Raw genomic sequence first — 14,314 nt, 5'->3', positions numbered from 1 at the left:
CTCCTTTGTGGTGCATAAGGGGGCGCAAACACCCCCTATGCCTTATCCTTCAAGTATGTCTACAGCTTCTTTTAACGTATCCTTTGCCCCAACATTTCCCGGGAAAATCACATAAGACATGAAAGGGAATTTACTTTCTTCTCCTGTTTGCCAAACAGGGATCCCTGGTTTGATTTGACCTGCCACGGTCGCACGTTTCACGCTAAGTCCTCTTGTCCCAATATCGCTGGAAGTAATTCCACCTTTGGCAATAAGATACTTAGGACGAATGGTGAGACGCTGGACAATACTTGTCACAGCATCACTAATCTGTACAGAGAGTTTTAGTTCTTCCTCTTGGCGATCATCCCCAAGATCAAGCCGTTCTCTTCTTGTATAAACAGCCACAGATTGACCAGCTGCCAACAGTGCTTCAGTTTGCTGAATGACGCGGTTAATTTCTTCGCGAAAGGCATCAGGCTCTAACACGAGGTGGGTATTAAATTCAATAAAAGCCATCTTTTTATTTTGTTGCAGCGCTTTTAATTGTTCTGTTGTTTTTTTCACATGAGAACCGATCATAATGAGACCACCATGCGGGCTTTCTTCTTGTATCAAGGCATCTCTTGTTAATAAGGCTTGATCCCCTATACCGCCAAGTACTTTTGTGAGCGCCGCCGCACTTCTGAACATCAGCTGCTGTCCTGCTTGAATGGCTTCAATGAGAGCGGTGACAAAGACTTTGACATCGTCATAGTCCACCGCGTTTACAACCACCTTTTTGAAATCCTTGACACTCATGAGCTGATGTTTGATTTGATCAATGCGTAAAGCCCTCAGATCAGCTAACGAAATGTAGGTAGTGTTCTCTTTTGTGAACATTCCTTCTGACTTTTCTTCAATCCATTCTCCAAGATGAGATGATTGAAAGCCGAATGTACGGTCTCTTGCAAATTCTGTGTCACCAGCAGGAATTAATTCATGTCCTTCCTGTACGTAATGAATATTGTCGATCGTAAAGCGTCCACCTTCTTGGAAAAAAGGAAGAAGGATTTCACCATCGAACTGGCGGGAGCTTTGCTGTTCAATGGTCGTTTTGAGTACTTCAGTTTCAAGCGGAAAGTGTCCACGAAGAGTAGAATCCCCTCTGCTGACAATGACGAAGTCCTGATTAAGCCGTTTAGCCACCTTTACAATGGTTGCTGCGATTGTTTTGTGCGCAGCGGCAGTTTCTTTCTCTGTCATACTGCGAGAATTGGTCAAAATAAAGAACATGCGGCTGTCTTCAAGAAAACCAGCCTCAATGCTTTCTTCTGACCAATCGGTGAAAACAGAGACGCCATGTACGGTTTGAATCCCTGTTGGATCATCGTCTAATACAATGACTTTATGCTGAAAGCTGCTCAGTGCTTGTTCGTATGCTGATTGAATGACCTTTGAATCTGCTTTCGGAATGGCATTCAGTATGTCAGTGCTTTGTTTCATGACCATCTCATCCTTTCTTTACTTCGACATGAGCCATTTTTTCGTAATATTGAACGATGCCGCCATGATCAAGCCCGGATTTTCCGTCCGCTTTGAGGGCGTGGAAGATTTCGAGCAGCTGACTAGAAAGCGGAAGAGGAACACCTATATCATGAGCAGTTTCCATGACATTGGTTAAATCCTTCAAGTTGATGTCGATGCGTCCGCCAGGTTCAAAATTTCGTTCTAAGATGAGAGGGACCTTTGCATCGAGCACGGCACTTCCTGCCAGTCCGCCGCGGATGGCTTCATACATCTTATCAATGGCAATGCCTGATTTAGCAGCTAGAACGAGCGCCTCGGACATGGCCGCAATATTTAAGTTGACGATGATTTGATTGGCAAGCTTCGCTGTCGTCCCGCTGCCATTTGCCCCAACTAATACGACCTCAGTGCCCATTGCAAGCAGGACATCCTTCACTTGCTCAAAGATGGATTCTTCGCCGCCAGCCATGATGGCAAGTGTTCCGTCTATTGCCTTCGGTTCTCCGCCGCTGACAGGTGCATCGATAAATTCCACCTGATGCTGTTGGGCAAGAGCAGCTAAAGCCCTGGAGGTGACAGGAGAAATTGAGCTCATATCTACGATGACAGTGCCAGGTGCAGCTGTCGTTAAAATGCCTTGATCACCTGAAACGACTGCCTCTACATGCTCTCCTTTAGGAAGCATTGTGATGATGATATCGCTTTCAGAAGCTGCCTCAGCTGCTGAAACAGCACCTTTTGCTCCGGCTTTTTGTAACGATCGAATCGCTTCCTCATTTAGGTCAAAAACTGTCAAAGTATGACCAGCTTTTAATAGATTGAGTGCCATAGGTTTTCCCATAATACCTAGTCCAATGAATCCAATCTTCTTTGTCACGTTGTCCGCCTCCTATATAGAAAACCCTTACAAAAAGCGCTTTCTTTTCATTATGTTAGTATATATACTATCTTTTAAATTTAATAGTAGGAAATAAACTATTGTTCATTTAATGTACATGACGTGATAGGAACGTGTCAACGGAAAATATGAAAAAAGTCACAAAAAAAGACCGGAATCAGCTCCGGTCTTTTGTGTTTATGTTTTATTTTTAGCTACGGCTAATCGAGATCGTTTCACGTTTTCAATGGCATTTGATCCTAGCTCTAAAACAGCGGTGACGTATAGTACATCAATGATCACAAGCTGGTTGATACGGGAGATCATGGAGTCTGATCGATAGGTTGTCTCTCTTGAAGAACTAAGCAGATGAAAGTCAGACCGCTTTGCGAGCTCAGATTTCGGATAGCTGGTGATAGAAGCAACCTTTGCCCCTTTTTCTTTTGCAAACTGTACGGCGTCAAGAATTTCTCTGCTCTCTCCTGAATGGGAGATTGCGACGATAAAATCGTGTTCCGTGGCGTGTGTTGCAATCATATTCATCATGTGCGGATCACTGCATAGGCTTACTTCAAAACCAAGCTGCAGGAACTTATGATAAGCATCCCCAGCAATAAAGCTGGACGCGCCTGCTCCAAAAAAGACGGTTTTATGTGCCTGTTTCATGTGTTCAATGAATTGTGTGACGGCATGATCTTCTAAAATATGCTTCATATCTTGTATAGAGTTTGTTGTTAACTCTATGACCTTATGTTTAATGTCAGCTACACTATCGGTTGCCTCGATCTCACCGTATATGGATTGAGGTGTATTGGTCGCGATATCCTGTGCGACATGGACACGAAACACTTGATACGATTCATAGCCAATTTTTCTTAGAAACCGAAAGATCGTCGTTTCACTTGTGCTGCATTCAGCAGCGAGTGCACTTATAGAATGAAGCACAACTTTCTGAGGGTTTTGTAAAATGTAATTGGCAATCTTTTTCTGGGTTGGGGACAAACTATGAAACGTTGTCCGAATGTGACTAAAAATATTCTCTTCTATGATAAACACCACACTTCATCTAGCATTCTACATTAAGCATACAGGAACTTATGAAAACGGTAAACAAACCCGATGTGGAAAAATGAAGAATAATATGGAAAAAATACTTCTTTTGGTTCTTTTGTCATGGTATACTCATTTGGTAATAGACAAAAATGGGGGTTTTTACTATGACAATGAAAAAAGGCCTAACGATCAGCCTGCTCATTTTCTCACTGATTGTTTCCTTGTTTGCGCCAGTTGGATCTGCTGATGCCAAACAAGCAAAAAAAGCAAAAGTAAGTACACACTATTATAAGAAGAAAAAAACATTCAAATATGCACAGGTGAAAAATCTAAGCAAGACGCATATGAAAACCATCAATCGTGATTTAAAAGAAGATATCGCCTTTTCTTATTCTACTTACTTGTACTTAAAGGACGAAGCGAAAAAAGAAGGCTACGGGAAGGTCACGTATGAGAGAACGTATAAAACGAAATTTAACAATGGTAAGAAACTGAGTATCTTAAACTATGATTACATGTATAACGGTGGAGCGCACGGAGACACGATGGTTTCCAGCATGAACTATGTGTTAACAAAGAAAAAAACAAAGCAGCTGTTCTTGACAGACGTTGTGAAAACAAAGAAAAAGCGTACGAAAGTAAGAGATTATATTTATAACTACACAAAGAAACATAAAAGCAAATTCTACGCGAACCTGAAAAAAAGCGACATTGAAATCAACTACAATACGCAGTATTACTTCACGAAAAAGGGAATTGCTGTTGTCTTCCAGCCATATGAAATTTCACCTTATTATGTTGGAATTCCTATGATTCAAGTGCCTGCGAAGGTATATAAATAAAAAGAAAAACGACCAGATTCAGTGGTCGTTTTTTGCTGTTTATTCAACAAAAGAGCCCCCTCATGAGGCTCTTTTATTTGGATCTATACTTGTTTAGGTGCATCGTTTAGTGGGTGACGGCGTTTTCCGTTGTAGTGGCGGCGCATACGAAAGATTTCAAACTCCGAAAGCTCTGCGCTTTTTCTTTTTTGGGTGCGGTTATCTTTTTTGAAAGAGAATAGTAAGTAGCAGCAAAGTGAAGCGATAATCAATAAAATCATCATATGACATTCCTCCAATTCATCCTATTCTTTAAGTGTAGACAGGGTGAGTGATGTTTATAACTGAAAATAAGCAGCAGACTTGGTTTAGTTCTTAAGGTTCATTCAATCTGCTATTTTAGGTCTAAAATACTGGTTGTTTTTAACTATTATATTTCCAGTTATTTCACTCGTCAAGAAGAATTTTTTCTGGGGTTGTCTCTATTAGTACGAATAAGTGTCATAAAAGTTTCAGAAAATTGTAAACTTTTATTAAAAAACCGTTCCCGAACAGGAACGGTTGTAAACATGTCTATGCTTTTTCTTCAAATAAACGGGCAATTTCAACGATAACTTCGGTTGCTTTCACCATGTTTTCAACGGAAATAAATTCATATTTACCGTGGAAATTTTCCCCGCCAGTAAAGATGTTTGGCGTTGGTAGACCTTTATATGAAAGCTGGGAGCCATCTGTGCCGCCGCGGATTGGTTCAATGACCGGTGTTACTGAGCGATTTTCCATGGCTTCATGAGCAATGTCCACAATATGTTTCACCGGCTCAATTTTTTCTCTCATATTATAATATTGATCCTGAATGCTGAGGGTGATGCTGTTTTCTCCGTACGTGGCTTTTAAGTCATTTGCTATTTTTTCAAACAGTGCCTTGCGATTGTTGAATTTCTGTTTATCAAAATCACGGATAATATATTGCAGCTCAGCTTCTTCTACTTCCCCTACAAATTTCGTTAGGTGGAAAAAGCCTTCGTAGCCTTCTGTATATTCTGGAGATTCTTCAGAAGGAAGTTTATTGTGAAAGAGCATCCCAATTTTCGCAGCGCTGACCATTTTGTCCTTTGCTGTTCCTGGGTGGACGTTGTTTCCTTTAATGGATACTTTCGCGCCTGCTGCGTTGAAGCTTTCATATTGCAGCTCGCCAAGCGGTCCGCCGTCAATTGTGTACGCATAGGAAGCGCCAAAGGCATCAACATCAAACTTGTGAGGCCCTCTGCCAATCTCTTCATCTGGCGTAAAAGCGACGCGGATTTTCCCATGCTTGATTTCTGGGTGTTCGATGAGGTAATGCATAGCTGTCATAATTTCTGCGATACCAGCTTTGTTATCTGCACCAAGCAGGGTTGTGCCATCTGTTGTAATCAGCGTATGTCCTTGGTACTTTTGTAAATTTGGAAACTGTTGTGGAGATAAAACGATATGTAGATCTTCATTTAAGGTAATGTCGCCGCCTTGATAGTTCTTATGAAGCTGCGGTTTTACATTTTTTCCGGTGAAGTCAGTGGCTGTGTCGATATGAGCCAGAAAGCCAATGGTCGGCACGTCTTTGTCTGTGTTAGATGGGATTGTCCCCATGACATAGCCGTTTTCATCCATAGTCACTTCTTGAATCCCGATGGATTTCATCTCTTCAACAAGCTGTCTCGCCAGGTTCAATTGTCCTTCAGTAGATGGGCAGCTTTCCTTTTCTGCATCTGACTGCGTATCTACCTTCACATAACTTGTGAAACGCTGAATCATTTCCTCTTTCATCTATACGTCACTCCTTTTGTAGAATACGTCCATTTTATCACGTCTTGAATGCGCTTCATAACAAGAAAGGCTTTCTCTGGCAATTAGAGAGGAAAAAGGCCTACTTTCATTAGGTAATGTGCTGAATGGTTCTTTAGGGTGATTTTTTTGGGTGTCTTTTTATTTATAATGAGGACATATAAAATCATCCATTTGTACGTTAAATTGGGAGAAAGGGGTGCGAAAGTTGGATTCTAGTCAAACGCTGGCACTCGCTCAAAAGTTTCAGGAAGCGGCTGATGAGATTCGGCAGTCCAAGCAGCTGCTGGAAAATCGGCTGAAGGCAGTAGGATCAGGCTGGCAGGGAGAAGCAAGGGATAAATTTGATCAAAGCTTTGAAGAAACAACGGCACGCTACGATCAATTTGAAAAAGATTTGCTTGAAACAAGTCAGGAACTGCGGGATGCAGCAGTCAAAATTGAGGAGCGTAAAGCTGAAATTGCCAGAATGGAAGAGCTTGAGCGAAAGAGACGAGAAGAACGGAGAGAAAGAAACCGAGAAGGGAGATGATGTGATGGCACGTGACATTGTGGTTGATCCAGATCAGCTGACTGGGCTGGCGAATGATTTTGTAGGTGAGCTGTCAGCCATTGAAACGAAGCACCGCGATTTACATAGTGAACTGGACGGGCTGATTTTAGGTTGCGATCCTCGGTATAGAAGCTGTTTTTCTGGTGTCGGGGATGCATGGGGAGCAGGACAGGCATTAATCAGCAAATTGAGCAGTGATGATATTGCCATTCGTCATGCAACCGATAAAATGGTCGAAGCAGATGATATATTGCGGAAATTGTACAGTATCTATGATCAATATGGTACACTCACGAGCTTAGCTGGTATCGTGATGATGCAGGCGAAATATTACGGGCTTGGGATGACGACTTTCATTAAAGAGAATGGCCGATATGCAGCGCAGCATTCAAAGCTGCTGCTTGATCTGACCAGCCGGGTAGAAGGAACGAGATTTGACCGGTTAGCAAGGATTTGGCTGAGTAAAAAAGAATTATTAAAAAGATCGAACTGGCCGATGGCTGACTTGGTCCATAAGAAATTCACAAAATTTTATCCTGACGATACAGTTGCGTTCACAAACAGTGTCCGTGATTTTACAAAAGGAAGTATTAATTGGAAGGACACGGCTGCGATTAAGTCTGTTCTGAAAAATGGTGCAAGATTTGCGAAAGGAAATGCCATCATTGCAACAGTTGTCACTGGTGCAACAGAAACGGTTGGCTGTGGATTGAAAATTGCCGAGAACTATGCAGAATTCGGTGATCAGCCAGAAGTTCTTAAGCGTGAAAATGCAAAGGCTGTTGGAAATGCAGTGAACAATACGGTCTTTATCGCTGGCGGTTCTGTCGCAGGTGCCGTTGTCGGCGGTGCTCTTGGCAGCTTTGCAGGTCCGATTGGAACCGTTGTTGGGGGAGCCATTGGTTCAGCAGTAGGTGGATTTATTGGAGAAAAAGTCGCCAAGCTGACATCCGGTTTTGCTGAACAGATGGCAGTGAAATTAAAGGACCCGATTCATGCAGTCGTGGATAAAGGGAAAAAAGCATTCGAACTGGCGGGTCAAGGTGTGAAAGCAGTGAATGATACCATTGATCAGGCAAATCAGGTGATACATAAAGGGATAGAAAAAACAAAAGAAACCGCAGATTCGCTCATAAAGGGTGCAGGCGATTTCTTTAAGGGTGCATTTTCTTTTGGATAAGGAGAGATCAAGTTGGATGAGCTAAGTCTAAGTATTGAGGAACTCATCTTTAGTTTTTACAGTGAAGGCTATTTTGAACAAGGGATGTCCTTAAAGGAGGCCTATTATCCTGAAGTAGAGGACGAGCGCTTGGGGTTTTTATTTGAAATTGCGTGCCGCTCTTTGCTTGCAAAAGGTGTACTGGAATTTCGAAACAGACAATACCGTTATAAAGCGGAATACCGTCATTTCATCCAGGCGATGAATGATGCCTCTCACACGATCAAGGCATCTAAATTTGGAGACACAGATGAAGAAGTCAGTACCTCCTTTCACACAACACAGGCGGGAGTATATGCGCATCATACGCTTTATGATCAACAAGTGCATCAGATTCGCAAACTAGGCAGCGATCAGCAGGCAGAGGAGCAAGTGACAGCCTTTTTCAACATACAGATGAATGATCACCCTGAACCTGTCATCAGCCTGCAGGCAGAGGAATTTGAAATGCTGTTAGAACAGGCAAGCGAAGCGAAAAATGAGTGGCCATCCTTCCTGAATAAAGCGGAGAATCAAGAACTCGTAAAGGCATTTGTTTCTGATGTACAGACGAGAAAAGGAAAGTTGGACTCTCTCATGAAGGTCGTCTATGACAAAAATAATACGCCTGATGTGGAGTCCATGATATTTGTGATTCCAGGTGAGAACCAATCGTGGCTTGTATCAGGAATAAAAGAAAATCAATTTCGCATTGAGACGGCTCATCAAGACGGGTTACGTTCTATATTCTAATGGAGAAAAGGAGAATGACGCTTGAATCCAAGTGAAGTAATAGAAGTAAGGAGCAGACCTTTTTTAAGAGTATGGGCATTCTTAGCAACGGGCGGCTTCGGTATCATCGGTATTTGGTTATTTTCGGAAGCTCTTACATTTGAATCGAACTATACATTGTTTTTATTTTTAGGCGGACTATTAGGTATTGTCTATGGCTGGATCTCCTTTTTGATGATTTTGCCTGCTTTTACGAAGAGGGGAAATGTGATTTTTCGCATTCAGCGCGGAGAGAATGGCGCTGTGCTGCACCGGGAGCGAACGATCTCTTTTCAAGATATTCAATCAATTGACATGCGCAGGCATCGTTACAGTATAAGAGGATTTCTTTTCATGGATGTGCTCATTCGGAAAGTAGATGGGAAATTGATCAAAATTCCGGCGTACAGCATTTTAGATGAAGAAGTATTTGAGCAGAGCGTCAAACAGGAGATCTATCCATATTTACATCAGACAGCCCAAGAAAATTGGAGACAGCAGCATGGCCAAGGAGAAGAAAAGACCGACTAAGCTGTTTTTGTCAGAATTCTATAGGATGAGGCGCCACTTTTTCGAAGAAATCGTGTATGATGTCAGTAAAGACTGAACACTCGAAAGAGGTGATGAGAGATGGATAAAGAGATGGTAATCGACCTCGTCACAGAACAAATGGCACGGATTCGAAAAGAAAAGGATTATACGCAGGATCGTATGGCGGAGGTACTTGGTCTATCGAAACGGCATCTACAGCAGGTTGAAAAAAACAGGCTGCGTCTCAACTGGACGCAATCCGCGGCCGTATGTGCATTATTCAGAGATAGTGACATTTTGAAAGGGACCCTAGGGGATGACCCGCTCGAGATTTTGGAAGTTGTGGCACATGATGAATTACATCTATCAGTAGAGCGTACGATTGGCGGCAAGGTTTGGTGGAGGACGTCTGTCAAAAAAGGCACGTTTCGCCTTCAGCAAAATGTACTTAGTCAGCATTACCGCATCTTAGATGAGGAGAATTATCGCTATTATAGTTCGTTTAATAAAGAAGAAGCGAAGCGGCGGCTAGAGGAATTAAGCCAGCTGTCTTCTCCATATTGAGATTGAAAAGGAAAGAGAGGCACCTGTATATAAGGTGCCTCTCTTTTCTGTGTTTATACTTTTAGAGTGTTTTTCGCCCGAATAAAGGCAACAAGCTGTTTGATTTCTTCATCATTTAGGGGAACGCCGTCTACATAAATGGTTCCTTCTTTTGCTTCCGTCAGTTCAATTTTGATATCAGAGATTTTGCGTTGTATCTCTGGCTCGTCCGTTCTACCAAGTAAAAAATCAATGGACGTATCATACAAATCAGCCATCAGCTTCACTGCTTCAAGCGAAGGTCGTCGGTACCCAGATTCGTAACCGGCATAGGTGCTTTTGGCGATACCTAGGCGATCTGCCGTATGCTGGAGAGACCATTTTTTCTTTTTTCTAAGGGTGGTTAAACGATCGAGTATCATACATGAACGCTCCTTTATTTACAACAACAGTATATCATATTTTGACATAGAATGTACGCGTTATGCGTAACAATTTCTTGATTAATTCGCGTTATGTGACTATAATGGCAATAAAGGTACGCGTAAAGCGTATATTATAGAATAGCACAAGCTAGCTTATAATATGTGTGACAAACGAAGTAATTTTACGAAAGAGGTGGACCTGTTGAAGAAATTATTGCTTTTAACGACTGGTGGGACGATTGCATCTGTAGAGAGTGAAAATGGTTTAGCTCCAGGTGTTAAAGCTGAGGATCTTTTGAGCTATTTAAACGAAATTAATGCAGAATATACAATGGACACAAAGTCCCTAATGAGTATAGATAGTACAAATATGCAGCCTGAATACTGGGTTGATATCGCAACAGCCATTTATGAGAATTATGATCAGTATGACGGATTTGTCGTTACTCACGGAACCGATACAATGGCCTATACATCAGCAGCGCTGTCTTATATGCTGCAAAATCCTGATAAGCCGATCGTGATTACAGGTTCACAAATTCCGATTACTTTTAAGAAAACAGATGCGAAGAAAAACATCACAGATGCAATTCGCTTTGCATGTGACGGTGTTGGCGGCGTGTATGTCGTGTTTGATGGCAGGGTCATCCAAGGAACACGTGCGATCAAACTAAGAACGAAAAGCTACGATGCATTTGAAAGCATTAACTACCCATATATTGCATCGATTGAAAACCATCAAATTGAATACAATAGCAAAGTAAAAAGATCGTCAATGAAACCGCTTAAATTAGACGCATCCTTAAACACCGACGTTTGTCTTTTGAAATTGCATCCAGGTCTAAAGCCTGAATTCTTAGATGCAATCAAAGGTGTATACAAAGGAGTCGTCATCGAAAGCTACGGCAGCGGCGGAATTCCTTTCGAAGGAAGAAACCTTTTAGAAAAGATCAACGAATTGCTGGAAGAAGGCATTTCTGTTGTCATCACCACTCAGTGTCTTGAAGAAGGAGAAGACATGAGTGTGTATGAGGTAGGACGCAAGATCAATCAAGAATTGGTGGCACGTTCAAGAAATATGAATACAGAAGCTATCGTGCCGAAACTGATGTGGGCACTAGGCAAAACAACAGATCCAAGAGAAGTCAAAAAGATTATGGAAACGCCAATCGCAGAAGATTTAGTGATTTAACTATTCTATAGAAAGCAGGTCATAAGAGATGGTTCAAGCAACTTATCGCTATGAGAAGGATTTTCTTGGTGAAAAAGAAATTCCAGCAGACGTGTATTATGGGGTTCAAACCCTTCGTGCAAAAGAGAATTTCCCGATTACAGGATATCGGATGCACGAGGAACTAATCAGAGCCTTTGCCATCGTGAAAAAAGCAGCAGCTCAAGCTAATATGGAAGTTGGACGTTTATATGAGGGAATTGGAAATGCCATCGTTCAAGCGTCTGACGAAGTCATTGAAGGCAAGCTTCACGAGTACTTTATTGTCGATCCAATTCAAGGCGGCGCAGGAACGTCCATGAATATGAATGCCAATGAAGTGATTGGAAACAGAGCACTAGAAATCATGGGACATCAAAAGGGAGAATACATTCATTTAAGCCCAAACACACATGTGAACATGTCGCAATCAACGAATGATTCATTCCCAACGGCAATCCACATTGCTGTGCTCAAGCAGTTAGACATTCTGCTTGAAACGATGCAAGTCATGCAGGACGTCTTTCAAAAGAAAGCGAAAGAATTCGATCATGTGATCAAAATGGGACGTACGCACCTTCAGGATGCTGTTCCAATCCGTTTGGGACAGGAATTTGAAGCTTACAGCCGTGTGCTGAGCCGTGATATTAAGCGGATCAACCAATCAAAACAGCATTTATATGAAGTCAATATGGGTGCAACAGCTGTTGGGACAGGCTTAAACGCAGATCCTCGTTATATTGAAATCGTGGTGAAGAAGCTCGCTGATATATCTGGTCTTCCTCTTGTAGGTGCAGAGCATCTCGTGGATGCAACGCAAAATACAGATGCTTACACAGAAGTATCCGCCGCTTTAAAAGTATGCATGATGAACATGTCTAAGATTGCCAATGACCTTCGCTTAATGGCATCTGGTCCGCGCGCAGGTCTTGCTGAAATCGCATTGCCAGCCCGCCAGCCTGGATCATCCATCATGCCTGGGAAAGTCAATCCAGTCATGGCAGAGCTCATTAACCAAATCGCATTCCAAGTCATTGGGAACGACCACACGATCTGTCTTGCTTCTGAAGCAGGCCAGCTTGAGTTAAATGTGATGGAACCTGTTCTGGTCTTTAATTTGCTTCAATCTATTAGTATAATGAATAACGGATTCCGCTCATTCACAGATCATTGCTTAGCGGACATTGAAGCAAATGAAATACGTTTGAAAGAATATGTAGAAAAAAGTGCAGGCGTGATCACTGCCGTGAACCCTCACTTAGGCTATGAAGCAGCCGCTAGAATTGCAAGAGAAGCCATTTTAACAGGACAATCGATCAGAGATCTTTGCTTGCAGTACGATGTTTTAACGGAAGAAGAACTTGATATTATCTTAAATCCATTTGAGATGACAAAGCCTGGCATTGCGGGTGCAGAGCTCCTAGAGCGATAATAATATCAAAAATTTTATTTTATTAATATGTGGAATTGCCTGTGAAAAAGAGAAAAACAGGCAATTCACTTTCTTTCGAATTGACACACTTTTTTCACAATATTTTGAAAACGCTTAACGCACGCACAAAGGGAGGAAACACAATGAAATCACCACGTCTACCATCTATTTTAGAAGTCGTAGCTGTACTTGGCTTGTTTTTAGCGATTGTTTTATCATTTACTCTTTACTTCAAATTAGATATTCAGCTAGCATTGTTTATCTCATGGTTTATGGTTATTGCTTTAGGTATTCGATTGGGGCATTCATACAAAGATCTTCAAAACGCCATTACAAAAGGGATATCGAATGGTTTAGAGGCTGTTTTGATTTTAATTGCTGTAGGTGCACTTGTTGGAACATGGATTGCCGGCGGAGTGGTACCCACATTAATTTATTATGGACTGGAATTTATTCATCCTAATATTTTCTTACTAGCTACACTTGTCATCTGTGCAATCATGTCCGTTGCAACAGGAACTTCTTGGGGTACAGTTGGAACGGCAGGGATTGCGATGATCGCAATTGGTGAAGGTCTTGGTATTCCACTTCCGATCGTAGCAGGGGCCGTCTTATCTGGTGCTTATTTTGGAGATAAATTATCCCCATTATCAGATAGTACAGTGCTCGCTTCCTCACTTTCAAAAGTGGACGTGCTGGCGCATGTTCGAGCAATGATGGTTTTATCCATACCAGCCTTTGTGATTACGGCGATTATGTTTACGGTTACAGGCTTTATGTATGGCGGACGCAACATTGATCAAGATAAAGTAGAATTTTTGAAAAATGCCCTTCATGATACATTCACAATCAACATTTGGATGGTCATCCCAGCAGTAGTGGTTGTATTACTGCTCGTATTTAAGAAACCTTCAATGCCTGTTATAGCCATTGGTGCTCTTTTAGGATCTATTTGGGCGATGGCTTTCCAAGGAATGAATCCAGCTGATGCGATTGGTTCAGCATACAATGGCTTCTCTATTAATTCAGATGTAGATTTCTTAAATACGCTGTTAAATCGCGGCGGTATTGTGAATATGCTTGGATCTCTAGTAGTCATTATTCTCGGACTTGGTTTTGGTGGAGTACTTGAATATCTCGGCGTCTTAAAAGTGATTGTCGCTACTTTCGAGAAGAAATTATATAATGCAGGGAATGTAACCCTATCTACACTTGTTGTTGCATTCTTCGCAAATATCTTCGGCTGTGCAATGTACGTTTCATTAATTCTTACACCGAAAATTATGGAAAAAAGCTATGATAAATTAAAAATAGACAGACGCGTTCTATCTAGAAACGCTGAGGTCGGGGGAACAATGACCTCTGGTATGGTTCCATGGTCAGATAACGGGATTTACATGGCAGGAATTCTTGGCGTATCGACATTCTCTTATTTACCATTTATGTGGTTGAGCTTTGTCGCCATTGGTCTTGCGATCATTTACGGATATACGGGTAAATTCATTTGGTACGTGAAAGATCAACAAGAAAGCGAAGAATCGGCCTCATAAGCCGTTTGCAAAAGCCGCTCCTGAACGGGGCGGCTTTG

At 41.9% G+C, this 14,314-nt stretch carries 15 protein-coding genes; 9 read left to right on the top strand and 6 right to left on the bottom strand.

Going from position 1 to position 14,314, the window contains the following annotated elements; translation table 11 throughout:
* Positions 1 to 42: 42 nt before the first annotated feature.
* The 3 genes from NSS76_RS18430 to NSS76_RS18420 all read right to left on the bottom strand — a co-directional run bounded on the left by NSS76_RS18430 (position 43) and on the right by NSS76_RS18420 (position 3,421).
* Positions 43 to 1,464, bottom strand: a complete 1,422-nt coding sequence (locus NSS76_RS18430) for a four-carbon acid sugar kinase family protein (protein ID WP_044334422.1) — start codon at positions 1,462 to 1,464, stop codon at positions 43 to 45.
* A gap of 7 nt (positions 1,465 to 1,471) precedes the next feature.
* The gene (gene garR / locus NSS76_RS18425; RefSeq protein ID WP_341082596.1) at positions 1,472 to 2,365 is read right to left on the bottom strand and encodes a 2-hydroxy-3-oxopropionate reductase; all 894 of its coding nucleotides are present in this window, start codon (positions 2,363 to 2,365) and stop codon (positions 1,472 to 1,474) included.
* Positions 2,366 to 2,563: 198 nt separating this feature from the next.
* Complete coding sequence (locus NSS76_RS18420) at positions 2,564 to 3,421, bottom strand: MurR/RpiR family transcriptional regulator (protein WP_024427535.1); 858 nt, start codon at positions 3,419 to 3,421, stop codon at positions 2,564 to 2,566.
* A 161-nt stretch (positions 3,422 to 3,582) separates the two neighbouring features.
* Between NSS76_RS18420 and NSS76_RS18415 the strand changes: the two genes are divergently transcribed.
* Positions 3,583 to 4,260, top strand: a complete 678-nt coding sequence (locus NSS76_RS18415) for a DUF3298 and DUF4163 domain-containing protein (protein WP_025093777.1) — start codon at positions 3,583 to 3,585, stop codon at positions 4,258 to 4,260.
* Positions 4,261 to 4,343: 83 nt separating this feature from the next.
* Here the strand turns inward: NSS76_RS18415 and NSS76_RS18410 are convergent, their stop codons facing one another.
* Together NSS76_RS18410 and pepT are read right to left on the bottom strand one after the other, a co-directional pair.
* Positions 4,344 to 4,523, bottom strand: a complete 180-nt coding sequence (locus NSS76_RS18410) for a hypothetical protein (protein WP_008345664.1) — start codon at positions 4,521 to 4,523, stop codon at positions 4,344 to 4,346.
* A 289-nt stretch (positions 4,524 to 4,812) separates the two neighbouring features.
* Positions 4,813 to 6,045: a peptidase T gene (gene pepT, locus NSS76_RS18405; protein WP_044334367.1), complete on the bottom strand. Its 1,233-nt coding sequence runs from the start codon at positions 6,043 to 6,045 to the stop codon at positions 4,813 to 4,815.
* A gap of 226 nt (positions 6,046 to 6,271) precedes the next feature.
* Between pepT and NSS76_RS18400 the strand changes: the two genes are divergently transcribed.
* The 5 genes from NSS76_RS18400 (at position 6,272) to NSS76_RS18380 (ending at position 9,680) form a co-directional block, all read left to right on the top strand.
* A complete protein-coding gene (locus tag NSS76_RS18400) occupies positions 6,272 to 6,595 on the top strand; it encodes a WXG100 family type VII secretion target (RefSeq protein WP_024427532.1) in 324 nt (107 codons plus the stop codon).
* A gap of 4 nt (positions 6,596 to 6,599) precedes the next feature.
* On the top strand, positions 6,600 to 7,796 hold the full coding sequence (locus tag NSS76_RS18395; RefSeq protein WP_024427531.1) for a DUF6861 domain-containing protein: 1,197 nt from the start codon (positions 6,600 to 6,602) through the stop codon (positions 7,794 to 7,796).
* Between the two features lie 12 nt (positions 7,797 to 7,808).
* Positions 7,809 to 8,567, top strand: coding sequence for a hypothetical protein (locus NSS76_RS18390; protein ID WP_341082595.1), 759 nt, complete (start codon positions 7,809 to 7,811; stop codon positions 8,565 to 8,567).
* A 21-nt stretch (positions 8,568 to 8,588) separates the two neighbouring features.
* Complete coding sequence (locus tag NSS76_RS18385) at positions 8,589 to 9,116, top strand: YfjD family protein (RefSeq protein WP_206534215.1); 528 nt, start codon at positions 8,589 to 8,591, stop codon at positions 9,114 to 9,116.
* A 99-nt stretch (positions 9,117 to 9,215) separates the two neighbouring features.
* A complete protein-coding gene (locus NSS76_RS18380) occupies positions 9,216 to 9,680 on the top strand; it encodes a helix-turn-helix domain-containing protein (RefSeq protein WP_024423909.1) in 465 nt (154 codons plus the stop codon).
* Positions 9,681 to 9,733: 53 nt separating this feature from the next.
* Here the strand turns inward: NSS76_RS18380 and NSS76_RS18375 are convergent, their stop codons facing one another.
* A complete protein-coding gene (locus tag NSS76_RS18375) occupies positions 9,734 to 10,081 on the bottom strand; it encodes a helix-turn-helix domain-containing protein (RefSeq protein ID WP_044334362.1) in 348 nt (115 codons plus the stop codon).
* Positions 10,082 to 10,286: 205 nt separating this feature from the next.
* Between NSS76_RS18375 and NSS76_RS18370 the strand changes: the two genes are divergently transcribed.
* The 3 genes from NSS76_RS18370 (at position 10,287) to nhaC (ending at position 14,276) form a co-directional block, all read left to right on the top strand.
* Entirely contained in the window at positions 10,287 to 11,276 is a 990-nt protein-coding gene (locus NSS76_RS18370) for an asparaginase (RefSeq protein ID WP_003215391.1), read from the top strand.
* 28 nt (positions 11,277 to 11,304) lie between these two features.
* A complete protein-coding gene (gene aspA, locus NSS76_RS18365; protein WP_024423908.1) occupies positions 11,305 to 12,726 on the top strand; it encodes an aspartate ammonia-lyase in 1,422 nt (473 codons plus the stop codon).
* Positions 12,727 to 12,869: 143 nt separating this feature from the next.
* Complete coding sequence (gene nhaC / locus NSS76_RS18360; RefSeq protein ID WP_024423907.1) at positions 12,870 to 14,276, top strand: Na+/H+ antiporter NhaC; 1,407 nt, start codon at positions 12,870 to 12,872, stop codon at positions 14,274 to 14,276.
* Positions 14,277 to 14,314 lie beyond the last annotated feature (38 nt).

Origin of the sequence: Bacillus sp. FSL R5-0654 (genome assembly GCF_038008745.1) — a bacterium.
GTDB lineage: Bacteria > Bacillota > Bacilli > Bacillales > Bacillaceae > Bacillus > Bacillus safensis.
This window is presented reverse-complemented; position numbering and strand designations above follow the sequence as displayed.

What these genes read in the sequence shown, in the direction of transcription:
- NSS76_RS18410 (WP_008345664.1), bottom strand. Translation starts at nt 4,523, where the DNA reads ATGATGATTTTATTGATTATCGCTTCACTTTGCTGCTACTTACTATTC.
- NSS76_RS18375 (WP_044334362.1), bottom strand. Translation starts at nt 10,081, where the DNA reads ATGATACTCGATCGTTTAACCACCCTTAGAAAAAAGAAAAAATGGTCT.
- pepT (WP_044334367.1), bottom strand. Translation starts at nt 6,045, where the DNA reads ATGAAAGAGGAAATGATTCAGCGTTTCACAAGTTATGTGAAGGTAGAT.
- NSS76_RS18380 (WP_024423909.1), top strand. Translation starts at nt 9,216, where the DNA reads ATGGATAAAGAGATGGTAATCGACCTCGTCACAGAACAAATGGCACGG.
- nhaC (WP_024423907.1), top strand. Translation starts at nt 12,870, where the DNA reads ATGAAATCACCACGTCTACCATCTATTTTAGAAGTCGTAGCTGTACTT.
- NSS76_RS18430 (WP_044334422.1), bottom strand. Translation starts at nt 1,464, where the DNA reads ATGAAACAAAGCACTGACATACTGAATGCCATTCCGAAAGCAGATTCA.
- NSS76_RS18395 (WP_024427531.1), top strand. Translation starts at nt 6,600, where the DNA reads ATGGCACGTGACATTGTGGTTGATCCAGATCAGCTGACTGGGCTGGCG.
- aspA (WP_024423908.1), top strand. Translation starts at nt 11,305, where the DNA reads ATGGTTCAAGCAACTTATCGCTATGAGAAGGATTTTCTTGGTGAAAAA.
- NSS76_RS18415 (WP_025093777.1), top strand. Translation starts at nt 3,583, where the DNA reads ATGACAATGAAAAAAGGCCTAACGATCAGCCTGCTCATTTTCTCACTG.